The organism is Oceanitalea stevensii (assembly GCF_014837105.1).
Taxonomy (GTDB): Bacteria; Actinomycetota; Actinomycetes; order Actinomycetales; family Actinomycetaceae; genus Oceanitalea; species Oceanitalea stevensii.
On record NZ_JACSPO010000001.1, the window covers coordinates 184,974 to 208,323 of the forward strand.

A 23,350-nucleotide genomic window follows, 5' to 3' on the forward strand; every position below is an offset into this window, starting at 1 on the left:
TCGGCGGGGATACAGCCGTGTGAATAGTTCAGGCCGGCCCGGCGGGCTCAGCCGGTCGCCGTCACCAGCTCGTGGACGGCGCGCGCGACGCCCGCGGGGTCGGTGAGGAAGCCGAGATGGCCCAGCGGCAGGGTGCGCACGGGCCAGCCCAGCCACTGCGCGCGCCTCCGCTCGGCCGCGTAGGTGTCACCGAAGGTGAGGCAGGCACCGCGCAGGGCGGCTGTCCACCCCGCGGGGACAGGGACGGTGCCGCGGAGATAGGCCGCGGGCACACGCGGCGTCGCGGCGCGGACCTCGCGGTGGGTCGCGGCGTCGGGGAAGAGCGCGCGGACGTCCTCCTCCGGCCACCAGTCGGTCCAGCGGGGGAGCAGCCCGTCCTCCGCGACGGGCCCGAGCGCCTCGCGGAGCGACGCCGGTGCGACGTCGTGGGCGCCGCCGGCGGTCGCGGGCAGCCCGGCGTCCATGAAGACGGCCCGCCCCACGCCCGGCGTCCCGGTGAGGGCGGGGACGTAGAGCCCGGCGTTGGAGTGGGCGACGACGACGTCCCAGCGCCGGGTGCCGAGAGCGTTGGCGTACGCGGCGAGGACCTGCTCCGGGCCCGGAGCAGGCTCCACCCCGATCACCGAGGCCGGTGACCCGAGACGTCCGAGCTCACTGGCGAGCGGCTCGAGGACGGAGGCGGGCAGGAACACGCTCCCAAGGAGCGCGACCCGGGTCATGGCCCGACCAACCTGGGGCCCGCTCAGCCCTTGCGGCGCAGGAGACGCCAGGCGGCGGGCAGCAGCCCGGCGGCGGCCGCTGCCTTGAGGACGTCGCCGAGGAGGAAGGGCAGCACGCCGAGGACGAGCGCCTCCCCGAGGCCGACGCCGAGGCTCACCATGAGCCACGGCACGCCACCGGCGTAGACGGCGAGGGTGGCCAGGACGGCGGCGCCGGCCATCGACAGCGGGCTGCGGTCCGCGCGGCGGCGGGCGAGCGCCCCGACGATGCCGGCGGCGAGGACGTAGCCGATGACGTAGCCGAAGGAGGCGGTGTGCCACCCCGCCGACTGCTCGGCGAACCACGGCACGCCGGCCACCCCGGCGACGAGGTAGAGCAGCATGCTCAGCGTCCCGCGCACCGGCCCGAGCGAGGCCCCCACGAGGAGGACGGCGAAGGTGCCGAGCGACAGCGGCACCGGGGTGAAGGGCAGCGGCAGGACCACCTGGGACAGCACGCCGGTGACGACGGCGCCGCCGGCGACGAGGGACGCGTCGCGGACGAGCCCGGCGGGCAGCGAGTCGGCGAGGACGGCGGCGGGGGTGGTCGTGGTCATGGCATACCTCTCGTGGGGAACACCGGCCACGCTAACGAGTGGCAGGCGGGGGGCGGGGTGCGGACCCGCACAGATTCGGGGCGGCGGGTCTGTAGCGGTCAGCCGACGACGGCGACGAGCACCCCGCCGGGCGTGCTCACCTCGACGCGTGCACCGGAGGCGAGCTGGCGTCCCCGGCGGGTCTCCACGACGCCGTCGACGCTCACCTCGCCGTCGGCGATGAGCTCGCGGGCGTGGGCCCCGGACTCGGCGAGCGAGGCGAGCTTGAGGAACTGGCCGAGCCGGATCTCCCCCTCGACGGGCACGACGTGCTGCGCTTCCATGGCACCGATCATGCCCTGTCGTCGGCTGGACGGCCCCCGCCGCGCCCTGCTGGGCGGCATACGATCAATCCATGCTCAGGCGAATCGACCTCCGCGCCAGCGACCTGGCCCCCGCCGCCCTCGTCGACGTGCTCCCGCGCGCCACGCTCGACGTCGAGGCCGCGATGGCGCAGGTGCTCCCCATCATCGACGACGTCCGCGCCCGCGGCGGTGCCGCCCTGCGTGACCTCGCCGAGCGTTTCGACGGCGTGCGGCCCGAGCACCTGCGGGTGCCGGCCCGGGCCCTGGCCGAGGCGCTCGAGGGTCTCGACCCGCAGGTGCGCGAGGCCCTGGAGCTGTCGATCGACCACAACCGCGCCGGCCACACCGCGCAGCTGCCCACCGAGCGGGACACCGAGATCCTGCCCGGCGGCCACGTCCGCCAGCGCTGGGTGCCGGTGAGCCGGGTGGGGCTCTACGTGCCCGGCGGCCTCGCGGTCTACCCCTCGAGCGTCGTCATGAACGTCGTCGCCGCGCAGGTGGCCGGCGTGCGCTCGCTCGCCGTCGCCAGCCCGCCCCAGCAGGCGTTCGGCGGCCTGCCCCACCCGACGATCCTCGCCGCCTGCGCCCTGCTCGGCGTCGAGGAGGTCTACGCCGTCGGCGGCGCCCAGGCCGTGGGCATGCTCGCCCACGGGGCGGCGGGGGAGGAGGGCACCCCCGACGACGCACAGCTGTGTGCGCCCGTCGACGTCGTCACCGGTCCCGGCAACATCTTCGTCGCCGCCGCCAAGCGGGCCGTCATGGGCCGGGTGGGCATCGACGCCGAGGCCGGCACGACGGAGATCGCCGTCCTCGCCGACGCCGGTGCGGACCCCCGCTACGTGGCCGCCGACCTCATCTCCCAGGCCGAGCACGACCCCGCCGCGGCCTCCGTCCTCGTCACCGACAGCCCCGAGCTGGCCGACGCCGTCGACGCCGAGATCGAGCGCCAGGCCGCCGCGACGACGCACGCCGAGCGTGTCCGCACCGCCCTGTCCGGCCCGCAGTCGGGCACGGTGCTCGTCACCGACCTCGAGCAGGGGATCGCCGTGTGCGACGCCTACGGCGCCGAGCACCTCGAGATCCAGACCGCGGACGCCGCCGCCGTCGCCGAGCGGATCCGCAACGCGGGCGCGATCTTCGTCGGGCCCTACAGCCCGGTGCCGCTCGGGGACTACCTCGCGGGCTCCAACCACGTGCTGCCCACCGGCGGCACGGCCCGCTTCGCCTCCGGCCTGAGCGTCATGGCCTTCCTCAAGCAGGTGCAGGTCATCGAGTACGACGACGCCGCGCTGCGGAAGGTCGCCGGGCCGCTGCGCGCGCTCGCCGTCTCCGAGGACCTGCCGGCCCACGCCGACGCCGTCGACCTCCGGCTCGGCTGACCCGTTCGCCGAGGGCGCACACGCCCCGACGACGGCGGCAGGTCGGCCGTCGGCGGGCGGCGGACCGTCGGCGGGGAGGACCCGTAGGCGGCGGGGACTTGCGTGGTGGGCCGTGCGGCGCGCACGCTGGAACCTCGTCTTCGAGAGGAATCCCCATGCGAACCAAGGTTGCCGTGGCGACCGCTGCCCTCCTGCTGGCCCTGACGGCCTGCGGATCGGGCGACGACGACGCCGAACCGACCGCGGAGACGAGCACGCCTGCCGCCGAGGAGAGCGCAGCACCGGAGGCGCCCACGCCTCCCGCGGCCGACCTCGAGGGCCTGCCCGACGTCGTCGCCGAGGTCAACGGCACCGAGGTCACCCTGGAGGAGTTCACCCAGGTGTACGAGGGCCAGCTCCAGCAGGCGTTCATGCAGTCGCAGATGACGGGCGAGCAGGTCGACCAGGAGGCTCTCAAGCAGAGCACCGCGGAGGGCCTGGTGGACACCGAGCTGCTCCTCGCCGAGGCCGAGGCCCGCGACATCGCCCCCACCCAGGAGGAGATCGACGCCGCCGCCGAGGAGATCGCCGCCTCCAGCGGGCTGGGCTCGGCCGACGAGCTCTTCACCGCGCTCGAGGAGCAGGGGCTGGGCCGGGAGGAGGCCGTCGCGCAGATCGAGGAGCAGACGGCTCTCGAGCAGCTCTTCGCCGACGAGGCCGGGGAGTTCACCCCCTCGGAGGAGGAGGCGCGCGAGCTCTACGACTCCGCCGCCGAGCAGGGCGGCGGCGCCGAGGGCGAGCTGCCCCCGTTCGAGGAGGTCCGCCCCCAGATCGAGGCGCAGCTCCAGCAGGAGCACGAGAGCGCGGCCGTCCAGACCCTCCTCGAGCAGCTCCGCGGCGACGCGGACATCACCTACCACCTGTGAGCGGTCAGCCCACCACGGCGGAGTAGAGCGCGGCGAAGCGCTCGGCGCGCTCGGCGTAGTAGTCGGCGCGCCCGGCCACCGGCTCGACGGTGGCCGCCGTGGTGGGCGCCGCCCGCTCCACCTCCGGCGCCAGGGACTCCAGCGCGAGCAGCGCGGTCCCGTGGAGGGTGGAGCGCTTGATCGTCACGGGCGTCACCGGCACCCCGGTGACGTCGGCGAGGAGCTGGAGCAGGTGCGGCAGCGACTGGCTCATCCGGCCGCTGGCGAGGATCTGCTCGGGCCGCGGGGCGACCCGGGTGAGCTCGGTGACGACCCGGCCGTAGCTGAGGGCCACGCCCTCGAGCAGGCCGCGGGCGATCGCCGCGGGCGTGCTGGCCGCTGACAGGCCGGCGACGACGGCGCGGGCGTCGGCCGCCCAGCCGGTGCTGCGCTCCCCGGTGAGGAAGGGCAGGGCCAGCGGCGTCGTCGGGTCGACCTCGGCGGCGAGCACGCCGTCGAGGTCGACGTCGTCCAGCCTGAGCGTGGCCTCCAGCCAGCTCGCGGCGCGCCCGACGTCGTTGAGCGCACCGCCGAGCAGCGCGTGCTCGGCGTCCACCCGGTAGGCCCACAGCCCCGAGGGCAGCTCGGGCACCTCGGCCGGGACGCGGACCCGCACGGCACCGCTCGTGGCGAAGGACGCGACGACGGTCCGGGCGTCGGTCGCACCCGTCCCGATGTTCGCGGCCAGGCCGTCGGTGACCACCGGGAACCACGCCGCTCCCGCCAGCGCGGGCCAGCGGGTGGTGAGTCCGGTGAGCGGCTGGTCGGGGTGGTGGACGGGGGAGAGCGTGTCGGCGGAAATGCCCCCGACGGCGAGCATGCCTTCGTCCCAGGTGCCGGTGAGGCGGTCGAGGAGCCCGGACCACGCCGCCGCGGACGTGCCGACGGCGGTGGTCCCGGTGAGGCGGAGGACGACGAGCTCGCCGAGGGTCATCCACCGCGTCACGCGCGCGACGACGTCGGGGTGGGTCTCGTGCAGCCAGCGCAGCCGCGCGGGCAGGTAGCTCGAGTGCAGGCGCGTCCCCGTGCGCTGCTGGACCTGCGCCTCGTCGAGCTCGGCGCGCAGCGCGTTCACCTGCGGTGCGCAGCGGGAGTCGGCGTAGGTGTAGCACGGGGTGAGCGGCTCGCCTACCGCGTCGACGCCCACGAGGGAGGAGGCGAAGGTGTCCAGCGCGACGCCGGCGATGCGGCCGGCCAGCTCGGGGCGCGCGAGGGCGTCGATGATCGCCGCGACCTCCTCGACCACCTGGAGCGGGTCGATGACCGAGGTGCCGTCGGTGGCGGTGGTGAAGGCGTGCGGGACCTTGTGCTTCATCCGGTCGACGGGCAGGCCACGGGCGTCGTAGAGCCCGCCACGGCTCGCGGTCGAGCCGACGTCCACGGCCAGCACGAGGGGGTCGACGGCGTCCTTGAGGTCAACGGTGAACGAGGGCATGGTTCCTCCGGTCGGCTGCGCCCGATCGTACGGCGGGGCGCCGGTCAGCGCTGGGCGAGGACGAAGGGGTGCACGGCCGCGGCCCCCGCCTGCCGCAGCAGCCGGGCCGCCACGGTGAGTGTCCAGCCGGAGTCGGTGAGGTCGTCGACGAGGAGGACCGAGCGGCCCGGCAGCCCCGTGAGCGACGCCTCCGGCAGGTCGAGCCGCAGCCGCTGGTGGACACCGGCCAGCCGGGTGGCGGAGTTGACGTCGTGCCGGCCCGGCGGGCGTGCCGGGTCCGGCGCCACCGCCCCGACGAGCGGCACCTGGGCCAGGTGCGCGACCCCGCGCGCGAGGTGGTCGAGGAGCTGCGGCCGGGTCACCGAGGAGATGACGACGACGCCCTCGACCTGCCCACCGGCCTCGCGGATCGCGGCGAGCTGGTCGGTGAGCACCCGCTCGACGGCGCCGCGCAGGCCGGTGGGCAGCTCGCCGTCGTGGCCACCGCGCGCCTCGCGGCCGGCGGGCCGGTCCGGGGAGGGCTCGAGCATCTCGCGCAGCGCGGCGGACCAGCCGAGGCCGTCGAGCCGCGCGACCGCGCGCCCCGCGGCCGCCTGCTCCTCGGCCGGGATCCGGCCCTGGAGGGGCACGCCGACGGCGGCCATCCCGGTGGGCCACTGCTTGCGGGGCGCGACGTCGGCGCCCGGCCGGTCGAGGACGGCACGCGCCTGCTCGAGCCGGGCCTCGTCCACCGTGGCGTCCAGGTCCAGGCTGCCGCACAGGTCGCAGCGCCCGCAGCGCCAGCCCTCCTCCAGCTCCGGGTCGGACAGCTGGGCGCGCAGGAAGGCCATCCGGCACTGCCCGGCCCCGAGACCGACGTAGGCGACCATCGCCTGCTGCTCGCGCTCGCGGGCGGCGTCGACGCGGGCGTAGCGCTCGGCGTCGTACTCCCACGGCGCCCCGGTGGTCCGCCAGCCGCCCGCGACGCGCTCGACCGCGCCGTCGACGTCGAGGACCTTGAGCATCGTCTCCAGGCGGGTGCGGCGCAGGTCGACGAGCGGCTCGAGCCGGACGGTGGACAGCGGCTCGTCGCCGAGGGCGGCGAGCACCTCGCGGACCGCGTGCTCCGGCGGGAAGGCGAGGGAGCCGAAGTAGGCCCAGATGTCGCGGTCCTCCGGGCCGGGCAGGAGCACGACGTCGGCACGGTCGACGCCGCGTCCCGCACGGCCCACCTGCTGGTAGTAGGCGATGGGGGAGGAGGGGGCGCCGAGGTGGACGACGAAGGCGAGGTCGGGCTTGTCGAAGCCCATGCCGAGGGCCGAGGTGGCGACGAGCGCCCGGAGCCGGTTGGCGCGCAGGTCCTCCTCGAGCTGCTCGCGGCGCGCGGGCTCGGTGCGCCCGGTGTAGGACTCGACCTCCAGGCCGGCGGCCCGCAGCTGCTCGGCGACCTGCTCGGCCTGCGCGACGGTGAGCGTGTAGACGATCCCCGAGCCCTGCCAGGCGGCCATGCGCTCGGCGAGCCACGCCACCCGCTGCGCCTGGTCCGGCAGGCTGAGCACGCCCAGCCGCAGCGACTCGCGGTCCAGCGAGCCCCGCAGGACGAGGACGTCGTCGTCGTCACCGGTGCCGAGCTGCTCGGCGACGTCGGCGCTCACCCGGTCGTTGGCGGTGGCGGTGGTCGCGAGCACCGGCACGCCGGCCGGGAGGTCCTCCAGGAGCGTGCGGATGCGGCGGTAGTCGGGGCGGAAGTCGTGGCCCCAGTCGGAGATGCAGTGGGCCTCGTCGACGACGACGAGACCGGCGGTGGCCGCCAGCCGGGGCAGCACCTCGCTGCGGAAGCCGGGGTTGTTGAGCCGCTCCGGTGAGCACAGGACGACGTCGACCTCTCCCGCGGCGATGGCGGCGTGCACCGACTCCCACTCGGTGACGTTCGCGGAGTTGACCGTGACGGCGCGGATCCCCGCTCGCGAGGCCGCGCCGATCTGGTCGCGCATGAGGGCGAGCAGCGGGGAGACGATGACGGTGGGCCCGGCCGGTGGACGGCCCTCCACCCCGGCGCGGAGGAGCGCGGTGGCGACGAAGTACACGGCCGACTTGCCCCAGCCGGTGCGCTGGACCACGAGGGCACGGCGGCGGTGGACGACGAGCGCCTCGATCGCGCGCCACTGGTCCGCCCGGAGCCGGGCGTCGGGCCGTCCTACGAGCGCCTGGAGCGCTGCCTGCGCCCGGGCCTCGGTCGTCACTGTGTCCATGTCGCCTCCCGGTCCCTACGCTCCCACGTCGCTCCGACACCCGCGGCCACGGCTTCGAGCGGAGGTCGGCGCGCCTGGGCTTCCAGGAACAACTCAGCGCTCGGCGCGAGGGCGGGGGGCGCGGCGTGGCGGGTTTGCTCCGGGAACAACTCAGCGCTCGGCGCGAGGGGGTGGGGCACGACGAGGGCTGCTCCGGGAACAACTCAGCGCTCGGCGCGAGGGGGGTGGGGCGTGGGCGCGCGCGAGGGGGTGGGGGCGTGGGAAGCGCGAGCGGAGGGGCGGTGAGGTGCCTCACACCTCGGCGGAATTCGGTAACGGCCCGCTACCTGGCCGATCGGCAGCGCCCTGCGGACTTCCCTCCTCCCTTGGCATGAATTACGCAACGACGCCGGTACGAAATAGGCCGAAGGGCTTGTAGGTAAGGCTCACCTAACCGTTAGATTGACCTCGGCCGGTCCGGCGCCACCGGCCGCCACAGCCCACGAGTGAAGGACACCCATGAGCATCGCTTCCCCCCTTCGTCGCCCGGCGCGCCTCGCGGGCGCGGCCGTCGTCGCCGCCCTGGCGCTGGCCGCCTGTGGCCAGGCCGACGGCGCCACCGAGACCGACGCCGCCGCCGAGACCGGCGCCGAGACCGTCGAGGTCGAGGACAACAACGGCACGCAGACGATCACCACGCCGCCGCAGTCGGTCGTCGCGACCGACAACCGGACCTTCGAGACCCTCGCCGCGTGGGACGTGGAGCTGAGCGCCGCCGCCGTGGCGCTCATGCCCGACACCGTCCCCTACGTGCAGGACGAGTCGATCATCGACCTCGGCAACCACCGCGAGCCGAACCTCGAGGCCGTCGTCGCTGCCGAGCCGGACCTCATCATCAACGGCCAGCGCTTCGCGGACTACCACGACGACTTCGTCTCCCTCGCCCCCGAGGCGGTCGTCCTCGAGCTCGACCCGCGCGAGGGGGAGCCCTTCACCGACGAGCTCAAGCGCCAGACCACCGTGCTGGGGGAGATCTTCGGCAAGCAGGCCGAGGCCGAGCAGCTGAACGCCGACCTGGACGCCGCGATCGAGCGGGCCCGCACCGCCTACGACTCCGCCGACACCGTCATGGCCGTCATCACCTCCGGTGGGGAGATCGGCTACTCCGCCCCGGGCACCGGCCGCACCCTCGGCCCGGTCTTCGACGTCCTCGGCCTCACCCCGGCCCTCGAGGTCCCTGAGGCCAGCGAGGACCACCAGGGTGACGACATCTCCGTCGAGGCCATCGCCGACTCCAACCCGGACTGGATCCTCGTCATGGACCGGGACGCGGCCGTCGCCGCGGACGACCCGGAGTACGCGCCGGCCGCCGAGGTCCTCGAGGCCTCCGAGGCGCTGACCGGTGTCACCGCGGTCAAGGAGGACCAGCTCGTCTACATGCCCGCGGACACCTACACCAACGAGGGCATCCAGACGTACACCGAGTTCTTCAACACCCTGGCCGACGCCTTCGAGGCCGGGCGCTGAGACCCCCCGGTGGGGCCGGCGTGAGCCCCGAGCGGGACGGCGCCCGTCCCGCACCGGCCTGTGGAGCATCGGTGCTCGTCCTCGTCGGAGCGACGTGTCGGTACCCCAGGTGGGGCTTGAACCCACGACCGACGGATTATGAGTCCGCTGCTCTGACCGGCTGAGCTACTGGGGCGCGGGGCGGCGCAGGCCGCCACGGCCCGGCAATCCTAGCGGCCGGCGGTCGGGATACCGTGAGGGCGTGCCCATCTTCCGTCGCTCCGCCCGCCTGCCCGACGCCGTCGCCGCGCACCTGCCCAAGGGTGACCGGCCGCTCGCCTTCGCCGCGATGACCAACGGGTCCTACGCCGTCGTCGTCCGTGACGCGCTGATCGTCGTGGGCGAGGACGGGCTCGGCCAGCGCACGGCGTGGCACGAGATCGAGAACGGCTCCTGGGACGGGGAGACCCGGACCTTCACGATCACGTGGGCCGACCGGGAGCGCCCGGACCAGCCGCTCGTCCTCGAGTCGGACGAGGTCGAGGTCTTCACCTCCACGCTCCGCGAGCGGGTGCAGTCCTCCGTGGTCCACCACGAGACCGTCGAGGTGGGCGGCACCCGGGTGCGCGCCATCGTCCGCCGTCGCGAGGACGGGAGCCTGTACTCCCAGGTCACCGCCTTCGGCCCGCTGCCCCGCGGCGAGGAGGCCGACCGTGAGATCGACGCGCTCGAGCGCCGCGTCCGCGAGGCCGTCGGCCTCACCGGCTGAAGTGCGGCCCAACTCACAGCCGGGGCGCCCGTGGGCGACTCCCGGAGCACGCCGCCGTCCTGTTAGAGTCGAGCCGCACGATCCCGCGTAGCTCAATTGGCAGAGCATCCGACTGTTAATCGGACGGTTACTGGTTCGAGTCCAGTCGCGGGAGCAGGCAAGGCCCGGAACCGCCAGGTTCCGGGCCTTTGTGCTTCCCGGGACGCCGTTGCGCTCGCGCGCGGGCCGTCCGGCGCGCACCATGGCTGGGCCGCACGTGGGAGCGACGACCTCGCCCCGGCGGCCCCCACACCCACCCACCGGGAGGCACGCGCATGACTCAGATCCCCACCGTCACGCTCAACACCGGCACGACGATGCCCATCCTCGGATTCGGCGTTTTCCAGGTGCCGCCGGAGGAGACCGAGAAGGTCGTCACCGACGCGCTCGCCGCCGGTTACCGCCACCTCGACACCGCGGCCGGCTACCGCAACGAGGACGCCGTCGGGCGCGCGATCGCCGCCAGCGGCATCGCCCGCGAGGAGCTCTTCGTCACGACCAAGCTGTGGAACCACGACGGCGGCGAGGAGGGCACCCGCCGCGCCTTCGAGGCGTCCCTGGAGAAGCTCGGGCTCGACTACGTCGACCTCTACCTGATCCACCAGCCCTTCGGCGACTACTACTCCTTCTGGCGCGCGATGTCCGAGCTCCACCGTGAGGGCGCGGCCAAAGCGATCGGCGTCTCGAACTTCTTCCCCGACCGCCTCGTCGACCTCGTCCAGCACACCGACGTCGTCCCGGCCGTCAACCAGATCGAGACGCACCCCTTCTACCAGCGGACCACCGACCAGGAGGTCATGGCCGGGCTGGGCGTCCAGATCGAGTCGTGGGGACCGCTGGCCGAGGGGAAGAACGACATCTTCTCCAACCCCACCCTCACGTCGATCGGGGAGGCGCACGGCAAGACCGTCGCGCAGGTCGCGCTGCGCTGGCTCGTCCAGCGCGACGTCGTCGTCATCCCCAAGTCCGTGCGCCCGGAGCGGATGGCCGAGAACATCGACATCTTCGACTTCGAGCTGAGCGAGGAGGAGATGGGCCGGATCGCCGAGCTCGAGACCGGCCGGTCGATCTCCCTCGACCACCACGACCCCGAGGTCGCCAAGCGCCTCGGTGGCGTCCGGCTCGGCTAGGCCGCGTGCGCCCCGCCGTCGTGATCACGGCGGCGGGGCGGTGCCCCGTCCCCTGGTAGCATCGTCCCCGCAATCCCGCGTAGCTCAACGGCAGAGCATCCGACTGTTAATCGGACGGTTGCTGGTTCGAATCCAGCCGCGGGAGCCACAGAAGGGCCCCGCCAGGCAGCTGCCTGGCGGCCCTTCCTCACTCAGCCGGTCACCCGGTAGTGGTTGCCCGACGGTGGGCGGCGAGCCCACCACCGCCCGCCACCAGGAGCAGCGCGAGCAGCAGAGCGGTGAGCTCCACACCCGTCACGGGCAGGCCGCCGCGGCCCGGACCGTCCGGTCCGCCTGCGGGCGGCGGCGTGGCGCCGTCGGTCGGCCCGTCCGTCGGGGCCGGGGAGCCGGTCGGGGGCTCCGTCGGCTGCTCGGTGGGCGGCGTCGTCGGCTCCTCGGCCGCGTCCACGAGCTGGCCCACGCCCCACCGCGCCGTGCTCTGGTAGCCGAGCCCGGTCGGGTCGGCCCAGTTGCGGATCGAGGTGCGGGTCGCGACGCCGTCGACGGTGCTCGCGTCGTTCACCTGGAAGTCCAGGCCGTGGAAGGACCCCAGGCCGCCCTCCTCGAGGAGGCTGATCGCCACCTCGACGACGTACCCGTCCTCGGTCACGGACGTCGCGCTCTGCACCCGGTCGGCCTGGAAGGCCTCGTCGCCGGTGCCGAAGGACACGACGTTCTCGTAGCTGACCCGGATCTGGGTGTCGTCGTAGCGGTACGGGCCGTTCTTGTCGTTGCCCGCGTCGACGTAGATCTCCACCGAGTCCTGCGCCCACGGGTCGCTGTGCTCGGCGTTCAGCTCGTCGTCGGTCACCTCCATGAGGACGTAGAGCGTGTTCTCGTCCCACAGGGTGCGGACCTCGGCGGTCGCCGTCCCGTCCGCGTCCGTCCCGTCGGTCAGGAGCGTCTGCTTGTCGGTGGTGACGACGTTCGCCGACTCCCACACGCCGTCGACGTCGCCGTCGACCTCCGGCAGCGCCTCGGCCGGCGCGACCTCGAGGTAGGACAGCGGCTCGACGAGCGTGAGCTGCGCGAGCGTGCCCGGCGAGCTCCAGCCCACCGCGCCGTCGTCGACCAGCGCCCGCAGGTCGAGGCCGAGGAGGTCGCCCTCCGCCGCGCCGTCGAGCGGGACGTGGACGACGGCGAACCAGGCCTCGTCGAGGTCCTCGGTGACCGCCTCGGCGTCACCCGAGCCGTCGCGCGCGACGGTGTAGGTCTCCTCGCCGACGACGATCTCGATCGCGTCCGCGTCGCCCGTGACGGCGGCGAGCACCGTGAGGTGGTCCTCCGCCCAGCGCAGCTGGAAGGCCGCGAGCTCGTCGAGCGCCTCGTCCTGGACCGTGTGGAGCGGGAGCTGGGCCCACTCGACGGCGTCCCACGCGTCCTCGTCGAGCGGGACGTCACCGGCGAAGACGAACGCCGAGCGCTGCCGCGGCGGCAGCTCCTCGCTGTCGACGGCGCCGTAGTACGCCGGCTTGGCGCGCAGGCTGCCGTCGAAGAGCAGCGGCGCGCCGTTGTCGTTGCGCCAGCTGCGGGTGTCGATGAGCCCCCAGACCGTCACCGAGTACAGGTCGTCGGCGTGGTCGCGGAAGACGCGGAAGGCGTCGCGGTAGTAGTAGCCCTGCTCGACGAGCAGGGCCTCGGTCACCGGCGTGCCGGTGGTGACGTCGAGCTCGGTGACCACCTGGAGGAGCCCGGTGTCCTGGAAGCGGACGATCGCGTCCTCCAGCGCCTGGACCGGCATGGCGAGGTTGACGTGGAACTGGTGCCCCACGCCGTCGATCGGCACGCCGCGGTCGACGAGCCGCTCGACGAGGTCGTAGTACCGCGTCTGCTTGCCCGACTGCTCGGTGTTGTAGTCGTTGATGAACAGCGTCACCGGGTCGGCGCCGGCGACGGCGTAGACGTCGTTGAACGCCTCGTCCGCGTACTCGAAGGCGAGGTCGATGAACTCCTCGCCGAGGATCCGGTACCACTCGCTGCGGCGCAGCCCGTCGGAGAACTCGCCGCTGTCGGAGACGACCTCGTTGACGACGTCCCAGGCGTTCAGCGGGTTCGTCTCGCTGCCGAAGGGCCCGTACTCGTCGCTCATCGTCTCGGCGACGGAGAAGATGTGCTCCCGCATCCGGTCACGCAGGACCTGCTGGTCCGCCGCGCTCGTCGTGAGCGGGGCGCCCGCCGCGTCCTGGAAGAACCAGGCCGGGGTCTGGCTGTGCCACACGAGGACGTGGCCGTACACGTCGAGGTCCTCGGCCTGGGCGAAGTCCATGATCGCCGCGGCCTCGGGGTGCATCCGGAAGGCGCCCTCGTCGTCGTACCAGGCCTCCGGCTTCATGTGGTTCTCGCCGGTCACCTGGGTGAAGTGGCGGGTGGTGAGCTCGGCGGAGTCGCCGAGGGTCTCGCGCCGGTCGATGGCCACGCCCACGGGGAAGGGCACGGTGTCCTTGAGCGGCGTGAGGTCCTCGATGCCGGTGCTGTCCTGGGAACGGATGGTCACGTCGTCGACGAGGAAGTCGCCGGCGCCGCCGGTGTTGTAGCTCGTCTCGAGGTAGATCCGGGCGCTGTCGGCGGCCGGCATGGTGAACGTGGCCGTCACCTGGGTCCACCCCGAGGAGGTGACGCCCGGGACCTGCGCGAGGGTGTCGAAGGCGTCGGCGCCGTCGGTGGTGCGCTGCATGCTCAGCCAGATGTCGTCGGTGTCCTCACCGGCCGCCATCTTCACCCACGCGGTCACCTCGTAGGTCGTGCCCGTCTCGACCCGTCCGGTGAGGTCGAGGCCGGTACCGTCGCCCTGGGAGGTGCGACCGGTGACCAGGGCGGCCTGCGCGCCGCCGTGCGCCTCGGCGTCCGTCACCGAGACGGTCGGGTCGCCGTCCGCGTCGCCGCGCGGGGCCCAGCCCTGCAGGCCGTCCTCGAAGCCGAAGGTGAGGTCGAGCGGCGCGACGGAGTCGAGGAGCCCGCCGCTGGGCAGGGTGAAGGTGAAGCCCTCGGCGAGCCGCTCGGTGATGACGGTGCGGACGGCCGCGATCGAGCTCGCCCGGTTCCCTCCGCCGTCGTGCACGAGGACGACGGCGCCCGGGGCGACGGCGGTGCGCAGGTTGGCGGTCAGTGTCGCCTCGGACAGGTCGTTGCCGTCCCAGTCGAAGATGAGGTTGCCCAGGCCGAGGGGCTGCATGCCGAGCGCGACGGCCACCTCGGGCGTCACGCCCCAGCTGCCGTTGGGTGCGCGGAAGTAGGGGACCGGGTGGTCGGGGTCGCCGAGCGCCTCGCGGATGATCGCGAGGTTCTCCTTGAGGTCGGCCTCGACCTCCTCCTGGGACCAGGCGCCCATGTCGGCGTAGCTCGTCGTGTGGTTGCACAGGGTGTGGCCCTCGTCGACCATCCGGCGCAGCAGCTCCGCGCCGCCGTCGGCCTGGATGTTCTGGCCGATGACGCAGAAGGTCGCGGTGAGGTCGTTCTCCGCGAGGAAGTCGAGGAGGTCCGCGGTCTCGCCCGGGTTCGGGCCGTCGTCGAACGTGAGGGCGGCGACGTCACCGGTGCCGCGCGCCGTCGTCACCTGCGCCTCGACCGGGCTCGTCGCCCCGCCGGGGACGAAGTCCGGGTCCGGGGTCGGCTCCCAGTCCTCGCCGCCGCCGTCGTCGGGCGCGGCCGTGATGAGGAGGTCGTCGAGGAGGTAGGTGTAGGTGCCCTCGGGGAGGTCGCCGGTGCCGATGTAGACCTGGCCGTCGGCGGGTGCCGTGAGGGTGCCGGTCACGGTGGTCCACGCGTCGGCGGTCATCGTCGTGCTGCCGATCCACGTGTAGTCCGGCTTCATGACGAAGCGGACGCCGGCCTCGCCGGGTGTGCCCGCGGCGAGGCGGGCGCGCATGGAGAAGGTGTACTCGGTGCCCTCCTCGAGGAGCCCGGCGGGGGTCTGGATGCCGATGTAGTCCGCGCCGCGGCCCGCGACCTGCAGGGCCTTGGTGCCGTCGACGTCGACGACGGACAGGGTCGGCTCACCGCTGAGGGTCCAGGGCTCCCAGGAGCCGTCCTCGAGGTCGGTGCTCACGACGACGACGGGGTCGCCGGCCGCCGCGGGTGCCGGGGTGTCGCCCGGCGCTGCCGCGGCCGTGACTCCTCCGGTCATCGTGAGGGCCAGGAGGCCCGCCCCCAGGGGTCTCCAACGTGGTCGGTTCCGCGTCATCACTGCTCCTTCGCAGAGGGTCACTGGTCCCGCACAGCGCCGCGGGCGGAAGCCCGGGGCGCTGTGCGGTGCCTGAACGGTAGGGCGTCGACAACGATGTCGATAACGGTATCGATGATCCCCGTCACACAGTAGAGCACGGGAGTCGCAGACGCAGAACGCCCGGCTGGAGAGCTCCAGCCGGGCGTTCCTGCGTCCGGTGTCGTGCGCGCCGCCGGGCGGCGCCGGTCCTAGCCTGCCGCGGGGCGGCGGATCCCGAGGGTGTCGGTCCCGTTGCCGTCCCAGTCACCCACGTGCACCTCGTCGCCTGCGCGACCGAAGGTCACCACGGTGTCCGCGTCCCCGCCACGCAGGGAGTTGTTCACGTAGTACGTCCGGCCTCGCTGGACGGCGAAGGTGTCGGTGCCGTTGCCGTCCCAGTCACCGGCGAGGGTGGTGTCCCCGTCCCGGCCGTAGCGGAACACCACGTCGGCGTCGCCGCCACGCAGGGAGTTCTTCACGTGGTAGGTCGCCCCGCGGCGGACCGCGAAGGTGTCCGACCCGTTGCCGTCCCAGTCGCCGACCAGCACCTGGTCAGCGGCCCGGCCGTAGCGGAACACCGAGTCGGCGTCCCCGCCACGCAGGGAGTTCGTCACGTGGTAGGTGTTGCCACGGCGCACCGCGAAGGTGTCCGTGCCGTCCCCGTCCCAGTCGCCGACGAGGATGGTGTCATCGGGTCGGCCGTAGGTGAGGACGACGTCGGCGTCCCCGCCCTGCTGGGCGTTGGACACGTGGAAGACGTTGCCGCGGCGCACCGCGACCGTGTCCTTGCCGTCCCCGTCCCAGTCGCCGACGTACACGGCGTCGGTCCACCGTCCGTAGGTGAAGGCGACGTCGGTCGACCCGCGCCAGGTGTTGGACAGGTGGAACTCCGCGCTCCGGCGGTCCGTGGGCTCCTCGGGCTCGTCCGGTCCGGGGACGACGACGAGCACCGCGCTGTCCTCGGAGCCCTCGAGGATGTCGAAGCCGAGGAACTCGGCCGTGACGGTCACGTCGCCGGGGGCGAGGTCCGCAGGCAGCGTCGCCGTGGCGACGCCGTCCTCGAGGAGGACCGTCTCGGACCACGAGCCGGCGCGGAAGGTGACCTCACCGCCGGTCTCGAAGCCGTCCTCCGCGACGACCGTCGCGGTGGCCGTGGCGGTCTCGCCCTCCTGGACCTCCGCGTCGACGGTGAGCTCCGTCGTCGTCGGCACGTCCTCGTTCTCGATGCCGCGGATGTCGTTCCACTCCCGCAGCGTGATCGGGATGACGGTGCCGTGGCGCGGCCGCGGCACGCCGGCGTTGGTCATGGTGATCGGCTTGGGGTCCCAGGTGGGTGCCTCGATGTCCTCGCTGCACGCCGCCTGGTAGCCGCCGCCGTTCGTGTACCGGTCGCCCCAGAGGTAGAACTCGCCGGGGCACGAGGTGTCACCGGGGTTGGCCTGGAAGATCACCGGGCCCTCGTAGCCCTGGTTCGGGTCCCACGTGGTGCGGCCGAGCGCCGGGGCGAGCAGCTCCCAGTTGTCGATGTCGCTGTCGAGGAAGTCGGTGTGCTTCTCGGAGAAGAGGTCCGAGCCGGCGTTGCCCGCCTCGTTCTTCGTCACCCGGTAGTACTCGTCGCCCACCTTGATCGCCGTCGTGTCGATCCGGGACTGCGGCGCGGGGTCCTGCCACACCTGGGGCTCGGAGAAGGTCTGGAAGTCGCGCGTGGTGTTGTACCACATCTGGGCGTTGCCCTGACCGGTGCGGTTGACCGGGTCGTTCCACAGCGACTGGGCCCAGAACACGGCGTACGCGCCGATCTCCTCCACCCACAGCGACTCCGGCGCGAATGCGTTGCCGGCGTCGTCCGGAGCGACCTTGACGTGCCGCTGCGGCGTCCAGCTCACGAGGTCGTTGGACTCGAAGACCTCGATGTACTGGGTGTCGTTGATGTTGTAGCCGCCCTGGTCGTACCAGTTGAGGTCGGTGGCGATCATGTAGAAGGTGTCGCCCTCGGGGGAGCGGACGATGTGCGGGTCGCGCAGCCCCTGGTCGCCCAGCTGGGAGATGAGCGAGGGCTGCCCGCCGGTGAGGCCGGTCCAGTCGAGGGCCGTGTTGCCGTTCGACGTCGCGAACATGATCTGCTCGCCGTCGGCCAGGTGCTCACCCTTGAAGTAGCCGAGGAAGTAGCGCTCGAACTCCTCGACGCGGGGCGTGGCCTTGACGGTGACCTCGAAGGTCTTCGTCTCCGACGCCTCGCCCTTCGTGGCGGTGGCGGTGAGCGTGACGTCGACGTCGGGGTGGCCGTAGGCCGGGCGGGTCACCTCGCCGGTGGGGCTGACGACCTCGGGGGCGCTGGACTCCCACGTGATCGTCGAGCCGAACTCTCCCTCGGCGGGCAGGGTGATGTTCCCGCGGACGTCGTCGCCCGCGTCGAGGTCGAGGTCGTAGACGTCGCGCTCGACGGCGGGGGAGTCCTGGAACTCGGCCTTGACGGTCACCTCGATGTCCCGGGTGACGACCTCACCGCCCTTGCGGACGGTCGCGGTCAGCGTCGCGGTGGCGTCGGGCTGCCCGACGGCGGGCCGGGTGACCCGGCCGGTGACGTCGACCTTCGGGGCGCTCGCCGGCGGCGTGTACACCTCGACGACGGACGGGTCGGAGGACTCCCAGGTGATCGTCGACCCGGCCACCGTGCCGAACTTCGGCAGCGTGATGTCACGGACGATGGCCTCGGTGAGGCCGAGGTCGATCGCGGCGGCGTCCGCCTGGGCGCCGGTGGTGACCGTCTCGGCGGCGAGGGCCGCGGCGTCGTCGGCGTCCACGGCGCGGTCGTAGACGCGGAAGTCGCGCAGGGTCCCGCGGAAGGAGTAGTCGCCGGACACCTGGGACCGGCCGAGGAAGTTGCAGCTCGTGCCCGCGGCGTTGACCGACGGGGGCGTGGTGAGGTTGGCGACCTGGCTCTGCTGGGCGCCGTCGACGTAGACCGTGCCGGTCCAGGTCCCGTCCTCGTTGAGCGCCTGGGTGTAGGTGACGTGCTTCCACGCCCCCTCGCGCAGGCGCTCCTGGTGCAGCGCCTGGTTCCCGACCTGGACGCGGAAGCGGGAGCCGGGCCGGTTCGCCGCGGTGTTGGACGCGAAGATCGAGCCCTGGACGCCCGTGTCGGCGTCGCAGGAGCCGGCCTTGCTCCCCAGGCTCCAGATCTGGTGGTGGCCGACGTTCGCGGGGTCGACCCACACGTCGTAGTCGATGGTGAGGTTCGACATGCCCGCGGTGAGGTTGTCCGGCAGGTCGACGTACGCGCCCTCGAGGGCGGTCTCGTAGGAGTCCGGGTTGAGCCGCACGCCGTCCCCGGTGAGCGTCGCCTTGTCGGCGTTGACGAGGGTGGCCGGGGTCCCGGCGGAGCCCGAGTTCGCCAGCACGGTCCCGCTCGTCTCGTCGAGCAGGAAGTGGTGGACGAGGCCCTCGAGGTCCGGCGTCGGGTCCGGTGGGACGGTGCCCGCTGAGGCCGAGGTGGCGGCCAGCCCACCGATCCCCACGGTGACGGCGGTGATGGCGCCGAGGAGCCGCGTACGCCGCTGCCTCGTCGCTGTCGGGTCAGGTGTCATGGATCGCGTACTCCTTCGTCGTGATCGGGCCTGCGCGCGCACGCGGCTAGGAGAGTCCCCCGACCACGGCGCGCCACCGGTCCGCGTCGGCGTGGACCGGTGAGGAAAAGCGCCTGAACCGGCGATGTTGCCGCTCACATCCGCGGGTGTCAAGGGTGTGCCCACGGAGGGGACACGGACCGTGCACCGGCGGCGCGGCGGCCCGCTAGCCTGGCTCGCGACGGTGAGGGAGCCGTCGCGGGAGGGGAGGTCGCATGGACGCGGACGTCATCGTCGTCGGGGCGGGACTGGCCGGGCTCGTCGCCACGGCCGAGCTCGCCGGAGCGGGACGCCGGGTCCTGCTCGTGGACCAGGAGCCGCTGCAGAACCTCGGCGGGCAGGCCTACTGGTCCTTCGGCGGGCTCTTCCTCGTCGACTCGCCCGAGCAGCGACGCATGGGCGTGCACGACGACGTCGAGCTGGCCTGGCAGGACTGGCAGGCCACCGCCGGCTTCGACCGCCCGCGCGAGGACCGCTGGCCCGCGCGCTGGGCACGCGCCTACGTCGACTTCGCCGCGGGCGAGAAGCGGGCCTGGCTGCACTCCCTGGGCGTGCGGTTCTTCCCGGTGGTCGGCTGGGCCGAGCGCGGCGGCACCCTCGCCACCGGCCCGGGCAACTCCGTGCCGCGCTTCCACATCGTCTGGGGGACCGGCCCCGGCCTCGTCGCGCCCTTCGCCCGGCAGGTGCGTGCCGCCGTCGACGACGGGCTCGTGCGGCTGGCCCCGCGCCACCGCGTCACCCGGCTCACCACGAGCGGGGGAGTGGTCGACGGCGTCGCGGGGCAGGTCCTCGCGCCGGACACCGCCGCGCGGGGCGAGCCGACGAGCCGCGAGGTCGTCGGCGACTTCGCGCTCCGGGCCCAGGCCGTCGTCGTCGCGTCCGGGGGGATCGGCGGGAACCACGAGCTCGTGCGGCGCTGGTGGCCGCAGTCCCTCGGCACGCCGCCGGAGCGGATGCTCACCGGTGTGCCCGCGTACGTCGACGGCTCGATGCTCGAGGTGGCCGAGCAGGCCGGCGCGAACCTCGTCAACCGCGACCGCATGTGGCACTACACCGAGGGCATCGAGAACTACGCGCCCGTGTGGCCCGGGCACGGCATCCGGATCCTGCCCGGCCCGTCGTCGCTGTGGCTCGACGCCGCCGGCCGCCGCCTCCCCGCCCCGCTGTTCCCGGGCTTCGACACCCTCGCGACCCTGCGCCACCTGCGCGCCACCGGGCACGACCACAGCTGGTTCGTCCTCACCCAGCGGATCATCGAGAAGGAGTTCGCGCTCTCCGGCAGCGAGCAGAACCCCGACCTCACCGGCAAGGACCTGCGCCGGCTCGCCGAGCGGCTCCGCGCCGGTGCGCCCGGGCCGGTGGCCGAGTTCATGCGGCAGGGCGCGGACTTCGTCGTCGCCGACTCGCTCGAGGAGCTCGTCGCGGGGATGAACCGGGTGACGCCCGAGGCACCGCTCGACCTCGACGTCGTCGCCCGGGAGGTCCACGCCCGCGACCGGGAGATGGCCAACGAGTTCACCAAGGACGCCCAGGTGACGGCGCTGCGCCAGGCCCGCACCTACCGCGGCGACCGCCTCATCCGCGTCGCCCCGCCCCACCGCCTCCTCGACCCCGAGGCCGGGCCGCTCGTGGCGGTCCGGCTCCATGTCCTCACCCGCAAGACCCTGGGCGGGATCGAGACCGACCTCGACGGCCGGGTCCTCACCGCCGACGGCGGCCCGGTCCCGGGCCTCTTCGCTGCCGGGGAGGCCGCGGGCTTCGGCGGGGGCGGGGTGCACGGCTACCGCTCCCTCGAGGGCACCTTCCTCGGCGGCTGCCTCTTCTCCGGCCGCCAGGCCGGCCGCGGCGTCATCGCGCAGACGTAGCGGGCACGGGCGGGCCGGCGCCCGCGCCCGGGCCCGCGTCGCCGGTCGTGCGGCCTCCGGGTCCGCCGGGGACCGGGTCCCACGCGACGTGCCGGCGGCGACGGGGCCGCCGTCGTCGCCGTCGTGGTCGTCGTCGTCGTCGACCTAGGGTGTGGACTTGTGGTCCTCTGACGTCGCGAATCCCACACCCAAGCCCGGCCGGAGGGCGACCGCGCGTGCCGGAGCACCGCGCGGGCCGTGGGAAACTGGTCCCCATGGCTATGCGAGACATCCGCGTCGTGGGTGACCCCGTCCTGCGCACCCCGTGCGAACCGATCACGGACATCGACGAGCGCGTGAAGATGCTCGTCGAGGACCTCCTCGAGACGGTCGACCACGAGGGCCGGGCCGGGCTGGCGGCCAACCAGATCGGTGTGAGCCTGCGCGCGTTCTCGTGGAACATCGACGACGAGATCGGCTACGTCCTCAATCCGCGCCTCGTCGAGGTCTCCGAGGAGGAGTACCAGGACGGCGACGAGGGCTGCCTGTCGGTGCCCGGGCTCTGGTTCCCCACCGAGCGCGCCTGGTACGCCCGCGTCGAGGGCACCGACCTGGACGGCAAGAAGGTGGTCGTCGAGGGTGAGGAGCTCATGGCCCGCTGCCTCCAGCACGAGTGCGACCACCTCGACGGCATGCTCTACATCGACCGGCTCGAGCGCGCCCAGCGCAAGAAGGCGATGCGCGCGATCCGCGAGATGCTCTGAGCCCTTCCGCCGACGCTGATTGTCGGTTAAAGTGAGCGGCTGGTCCGGCCGTCGGACCTCACCTTGGGGAGGGTGCGTGCTCAACCTCTGGAACCTCACCGCGCGCTACGACCGCGACCTCGGTCGTCTGGCCAGCGCGCTGTGTTGTCGACCCTGAGCACCCGCGGGACCTGAGCCCCGGACGCCCCCGGCGACGACGCCGACCCTGAACCACCTTGCCGACCCGTGTCGGCACGCGTCCGAGTACCCGCGTCGGCGCGCGCACATCTCGCGCGCGCCGCCACCCTTGTCACCTTCGCGTACCCGGAAAGGCAGTCATGTCCACGTCCACTGCACCTACCCGACGGCGTCTGCGGGCGCCGTCCTTCACCGTCCAGATCCTCGCCGCCCTCGTCCTGGGCGTGCTGCTCGGCTGGTGGGCGCTCGCGATCGGTGAGGGCCCGAACGAGGAGCCCAACGGGCTCACCGTCGCGCTGAGCACCATCGGCTCGACCTTCGTCAGCCTGCTGCGCGCCACCGTCCCGCCGCTGGTCTTCACCGCGATCGTCGCCTCGATCGCCAACCTGCGCGGCGTCGCCAACGCCGCCCGCCTCGCCGGCCAGACGCTCCTGTGGTTCGCCATCACCGCGGCGGCCTCCGTCGCCATCGGCATCGGGCTGGGCCTGCTCATGCAGCCGGGCATCAACACCTCGGTCGGTGCCGACGCCGCGAGCGACCCCGGCCGCTCCGGCAGCTGGCTCGACTTCCTCAGCGGCCTCGTGCCGGTGAACTTCCTCGGCCTGGAGACCTCGGCCTCGCTCGAGCGGAGCGAGGCGGGCGACATCCTCGGCGTCGGCAGCTCGCTGAGCTTCAACGTCCTGCAGATCCTCGTCATGGCCCTCGTCGTCGGTATCGCCGCGCTCAAGGTGGGGGACAAGGCCGAGCCCTTCCTCTCGGTCAACCGTTCGCTCCTCGCGATCATCCAGAAGCTGCTGTGGTGGATCATCCGCCTCGCGCCGCTGGGCACCCTCGGTCTCATCGGCCGCGCGATCGCCACCTACGGCTGGGACGCCCTCGCGCCGCTCGGCACCTTCGCCGGCGCCGTCTACATCGGTCTCGCGCTCGTCCTCCTCGTCGTCTACCCGGTCGTCCTCAAGACCAACGGGCTCGGCGTCATGCGCTTCTTCCGCGGCGCCTGGCCGGCCATCCAGCTCGCCTTCGTCTCGCGCTCCTCGATCGGCACCCTGCCGCTCACGCAGCGGGTGACCGAGCGCAACCTCGGTGTCCCGCCGGCCTACGCCTCCTTCGCGGTGCCGCTCGGCGCGACGACGAAGATGGACGGCTGCGCCTCGATCTACCCGGCCCTCGCCGCGATCTTCGTCGCGCAGTTCTTCGGGCTCGAGCTCGGCGTCACCGACTACCTCCTCATCGCGTTCGTGTCCGTCGTCGGCTCCGCGGCGACGGCGGGACTCACCGGCGCGATCGTCATGCTCACCCTCACGCTGTCGACCCTGGGTCTGCCGCTCGAGGGCGTGGGCCTGCTCCTCGCCATCGACCCGATCCTCGACATGGGCCGCACGGCGACGAACGTCGCCGGCCAGGCGCTCGTGCCGACCGTCGTCGCCAAGCGTGAGGGCATCCTCGACCTCGAGCGGTACAACTCCGCCAACGCCGAGAACATCTTCTCCGACGAGGACGAGGAGTACGCCGCACAGGCGCCCGAGCAGGTGAGCGGCCGTCCCGAGGCCGCCGAGCCGCAGCCGGCACGCGCCTGAGCCGAGCGCCCGGGCGGCCCCCCCGGGGGGCCGCCCCCGCCCCCGCGGGGG

Annotated in this window: 15 protein-coding genes and 3 tRNA genes; 10 read left to right on the plus strand and 8 right to left on the minus strand. The window is 73.3% G+C overall.

Annotation, left to right across the window (positions count from 1 at the left end):
• Window positions 1-47: 47 nt before the first annotated feature.
• The 3 genes from H9624_RS00865 to H9624_RS00875 all read right to left on the minus strand — a co-directional run bounded on the left by H9624_RS00865 (window position 48) and on the right by H9624_RS00875 (window position 1,638).
• Window positions 48-719 (minus strand): hypothetical protein, encoded by a 672-nt coding sequence (locus tag H9624_RS00865; protein WP_251838026.1) that lies wholly within the window; start codon window positions 717-719, stop codon window positions 48-50.
• A 23-nt stretch (window positions 720-742) separates the two neighbouring features.
• Complete coding sequence (locus H9624_RS00870; RefSeq protein ID WP_251838027.1) at window positions 743-1,315, minus strand: biotin transporter BioY; 573 nt, start codon at window positions 1,313-1,315, stop codon at window positions 743-745.
• Between the two features lie 98 nt (window positions 1,316-1,413).
• Window positions 1,414-1,638, minus strand: coding sequence for an RNA-binding S4 domain-containing protein (locus H9624_RS00875; protein ID WP_251305076.1), 225 nt, complete (start codon window positions 1,636-1,638; stop codon window positions 1,414-1,416).
• A gap of 71 nt (window positions 1,639-1,709) precedes the next feature.
• Between H9624_RS00875 and hisD the strand changes: the two genes are divergently transcribed.
• Window positions 1,710-3,038, plus strand: a complete 1,329-nt coding sequence (gene hisD, locus H9624_RS00880; RefSeq protein ID WP_251838028.1) for a histidinol dehydrogenase — start codon at window positions 1,710-1,712, stop codon at window positions 3,036-3,038.
• A 155-nt stretch (window positions 3,039-3,193) separates the two neighbouring features.
• Window positions 3,194-3,943, plus strand: a complete 750-nt coding sequence (locus tag H9624_RS00885; protein ID WP_251838029.1) for a SurA N-terminal domain-containing protein — start codon at window positions 3,194-3,196, stop codon at window positions 3,941-3,943.
• Between the two features lie 4 nt (window positions 3,944-3,947).
• Here the strand turns inward: H9624_RS00885 and H9624_RS00890 are convergent, their stop codons facing one another.
• The gene (locus tag H9624_RS00890; RefSeq protein WP_251838030.1) at window positions 3,948-5,417 is read right to left on the minus strand and encodes a gluconokinase; all 1,470 of its coding nucleotides are present in this window, start codon (window positions 5,415-5,417) and stop codon (window positions 3,948-3,950) included.
• Between the two features lie 44 nt (window positions 5,418-5,461).
• A complete protein-coding gene (locus tag H9624_RS00895; RefSeq protein WP_251838031.1) occupies window positions 5,462-7,648 on the minus strand; it encodes a RecQ family ATP-dependent DNA helicase in 2,187 nt (728 codons plus the stop codon).
• Window positions 7,649-8,146: 498 nt separating this feature from the next.
• Between H9624_RS00895 and H9624_RS00900 the strand changes: the two genes are divergently transcribed.
• Window positions 8,147-9,154, plus strand: a complete 1,008-nt coding sequence (locus H9624_RS00900; protein ID WP_251838032.1) for a siderophore ABC transporter substrate-binding protein — start codon at window positions 8,147-8,149, stop codon at window positions 9,152-9,154.
• 101 nt (window positions 9,155-9,255) lie between these two features.
• Here the strand turns inward: H9624_RS00900 and H9624_RS00905 are convergent.
• Window positions 9,256-9,329: transfer RNA gene (locus H9624_RS00905), tRNA-Ile, on the minus strand.
• A 66-nt stretch (window positions 9,330-9,395) separates the two neighbouring features.
• Between H9624_RS00905 and H9624_RS00910 the strand changes: the two genes are divergently transcribed.
• From H9624_RS00910 to H9624_RS00925, 4 genes are all read left to right on the plus strand, one after another.
• Window positions 9,396-9,902, plus strand: coding sequence for a hypothetical protein (locus H9624_RS00910; protein ID WP_251838033.1), 507 nt, complete (start codon window positions 9,396-9,398; stop codon window positions 9,900-9,902).
• Window positions 9,903-9,983: 81 nt separating this feature from the next.
• A tRNA-Asn gene (locus H9624_RS00915) sits at window positions 9,984-10,056 on the plus strand.
• A gap of 169 nt (window positions 10,057-10,225) precedes the next feature.
• Window positions 10,226-11,071, plus strand: coding sequence for an aldo/keto reductase (locus H9624_RS00920; protein ID WP_504740235.1), 846 nt, complete (start codon window positions 10,226-10,228; stop codon window positions 11,069-11,071).
• Between the two features lie 73 nt (window positions 11,072-11,144).
• Window positions 11,145-11,219: transfer RNA gene (locus tag H9624_RS00925), tRNA-Asn, on the plus strand.
• A gap of 51 nt (window positions 11,220-11,270) precedes the next feature.
• Here the strand turns inward: H9624_RS00925 and H9624_RS00930 are convergent.
• Window positions 11,271-15,233 (minus strand): endo-1,4-beta-xylanase, encoded by a 3,963-nt coding sequence (locus H9624_RS00930; protein WP_251838035.1) that lies wholly within the window; start codon window positions 15,231-15,233, stop codon window positions 11,271-11,273.
• A 287-nt stretch (window positions 15,234-15,520) separates the two neighbouring features.
• Window positions 15,521-18,898 carry an immunoglobulin-like domain-containing protein gene (locus H9624_RS00935; protein ID WP_251838036.1) on the minus strand — a complete coding sequence of 1,126 codons (3,378 nt, stop codon included), beginning with the start codon at window positions 18,896-18,898 and terminating at the stop codon, window positions 15,521-15,523.
• Between the two features lie 254 nt (window positions 18,899-19,152).
• On the opposite strand from H9624_RS00935, the gene H9624_RS00940 reads away from it, so the two are divergent.
• The 3 genes from H9624_RS00940 (at window position 19,153) to H9624_RS00950 (ending at window position 23,299) form a co-directional block, all read left to right on the plus strand.
• On the plus strand, window positions 19,153-20,802 hold the full coding sequence (locus tag H9624_RS00940; RefSeq protein WP_251838037.1) for an FAD-binding dehydrogenase: 1,650 nt from the start codon (window positions 19,153-19,155) through the stop codon (window positions 20,800-20,802).
• Window positions 20,803-21,056: 254 nt separating this feature from the next.
• Window positions 21,057-21,545, plus strand: a complete 489-nt coding sequence (def, locus tag H9624_RS00945; RefSeq protein ID WP_251838038.1) for a peptide deformylase — start codon at window positions 21,057-21,059, stop codon at window positions 21,543-21,545.
• A 317-nt stretch (window positions 21,546-21,862) separates the two neighbouring features.
• The gene (locus tag H9624_RS00950) at window positions 21,863-23,299 is read left to right on the plus strand and encodes a dicarboxylate/amino acid:cation symporter (protein WP_251838039.1); all 1,437 of its coding nucleotides are present in this window, start codon (window positions 21,863-21,865) and stop codon (window positions 23,297-23,299) included.
• Window positions 23,300-23,350 lie beyond the last annotated feature (51 nt).

Excerpts from the sequence above, each read along its gene's own strand:
- H9624_RS00875 (WP_251305076.1), bottom strand. The coding sequence starts at position 1,638 with ATGGAAGCGCAGCACGTCGTGCCCGTCGAGGGGGAGATCCGGCTCGGC.
- H9624_RS00890 (WP_251838030.1), bottom strand. The coding sequence starts at position 5,417 with ATGCCCTCGTTCACCGTTGACCTCAAGGACGCCGTCGACCCCCTCGTG.
- H9624_RS00940 (WP_251838037.1), top strand. The coding sequence starts at position 19,153 with ATGGACGCGGACGTCATCGTCGTCGGGGCGGGACTGGCCGGGCTCGTC.
- H9624_RS00950 (WP_251838039.1), top strand. The coding sequence starts at position 21,863 with ATGTCCACGTCCACTGCACCTACCCGACGGCGTCTGCGGGCGCCGTCC.
- H9624_RS00895 (WP_251838031.1), bottom strand. The coding sequence starts at position 7,648 with ATGGACACAGTGACGACCGAGGCCCGGGCGCAGGCAGCGCTCCAGGCG.
- H9624_RS00930 (WP_251838035.1), bottom strand. The coding sequence starts at position 15,233 with ATGACCGGAGGAGTCACGGCCGCGGCAGCGCCGGGCGACACCCCGGCA.
- H9624_RS00935 (WP_251838036.1), bottom strand. The coding sequence starts at position 18,898 with ATGACACCTGACCCGACAGCGACGAGGCAGCGGCGTACGCGGCTCCTC.
- H9624_RS00900 (WP_251838032.1), top strand. The coding sequence starts at position 8,147 with ATGAGCATCGCTTCCCCCCTTCGTCGCCCGGCGCGCCTCGCGGGCGCG.
- def (WP_251838038.1), top strand. The coding sequence starts at position 21,057 with ATGGCTATGCGAGACATCCGCGTCGTGGGTGACCCCGTCCTGCGCACC.
- H9624_RS00885 (WP_251838029.1), top strand. The coding sequence starts at position 3,194 with ATGCGAACCAAGGTTGCCGTGGCGACCGCTGCCCTCCTGCTGGCCCTG.
- hisD (WP_251838028.1), top strand. The coding sequence starts at position 1,710 with ATGCTCAGGCGAATCGACCTCCGCGCCAGCGACCTGGCCCCCGCCGCC.
- H9624_RS00870 (WP_251838027.1), bottom strand. The coding sequence starts at position 1,315 with ATGACCACGACCACCCCCGCCGCCGTCCTCGCCGACTCGCTGCCCGCC.
- H9624_RS00865 (WP_251838026.1), bottom strand. The coding sequence starts at position 719 with ATGACCCGGGTCGCGCTCCTTGGGAGCGTGTTCCTGCCCGCCTCCGTC.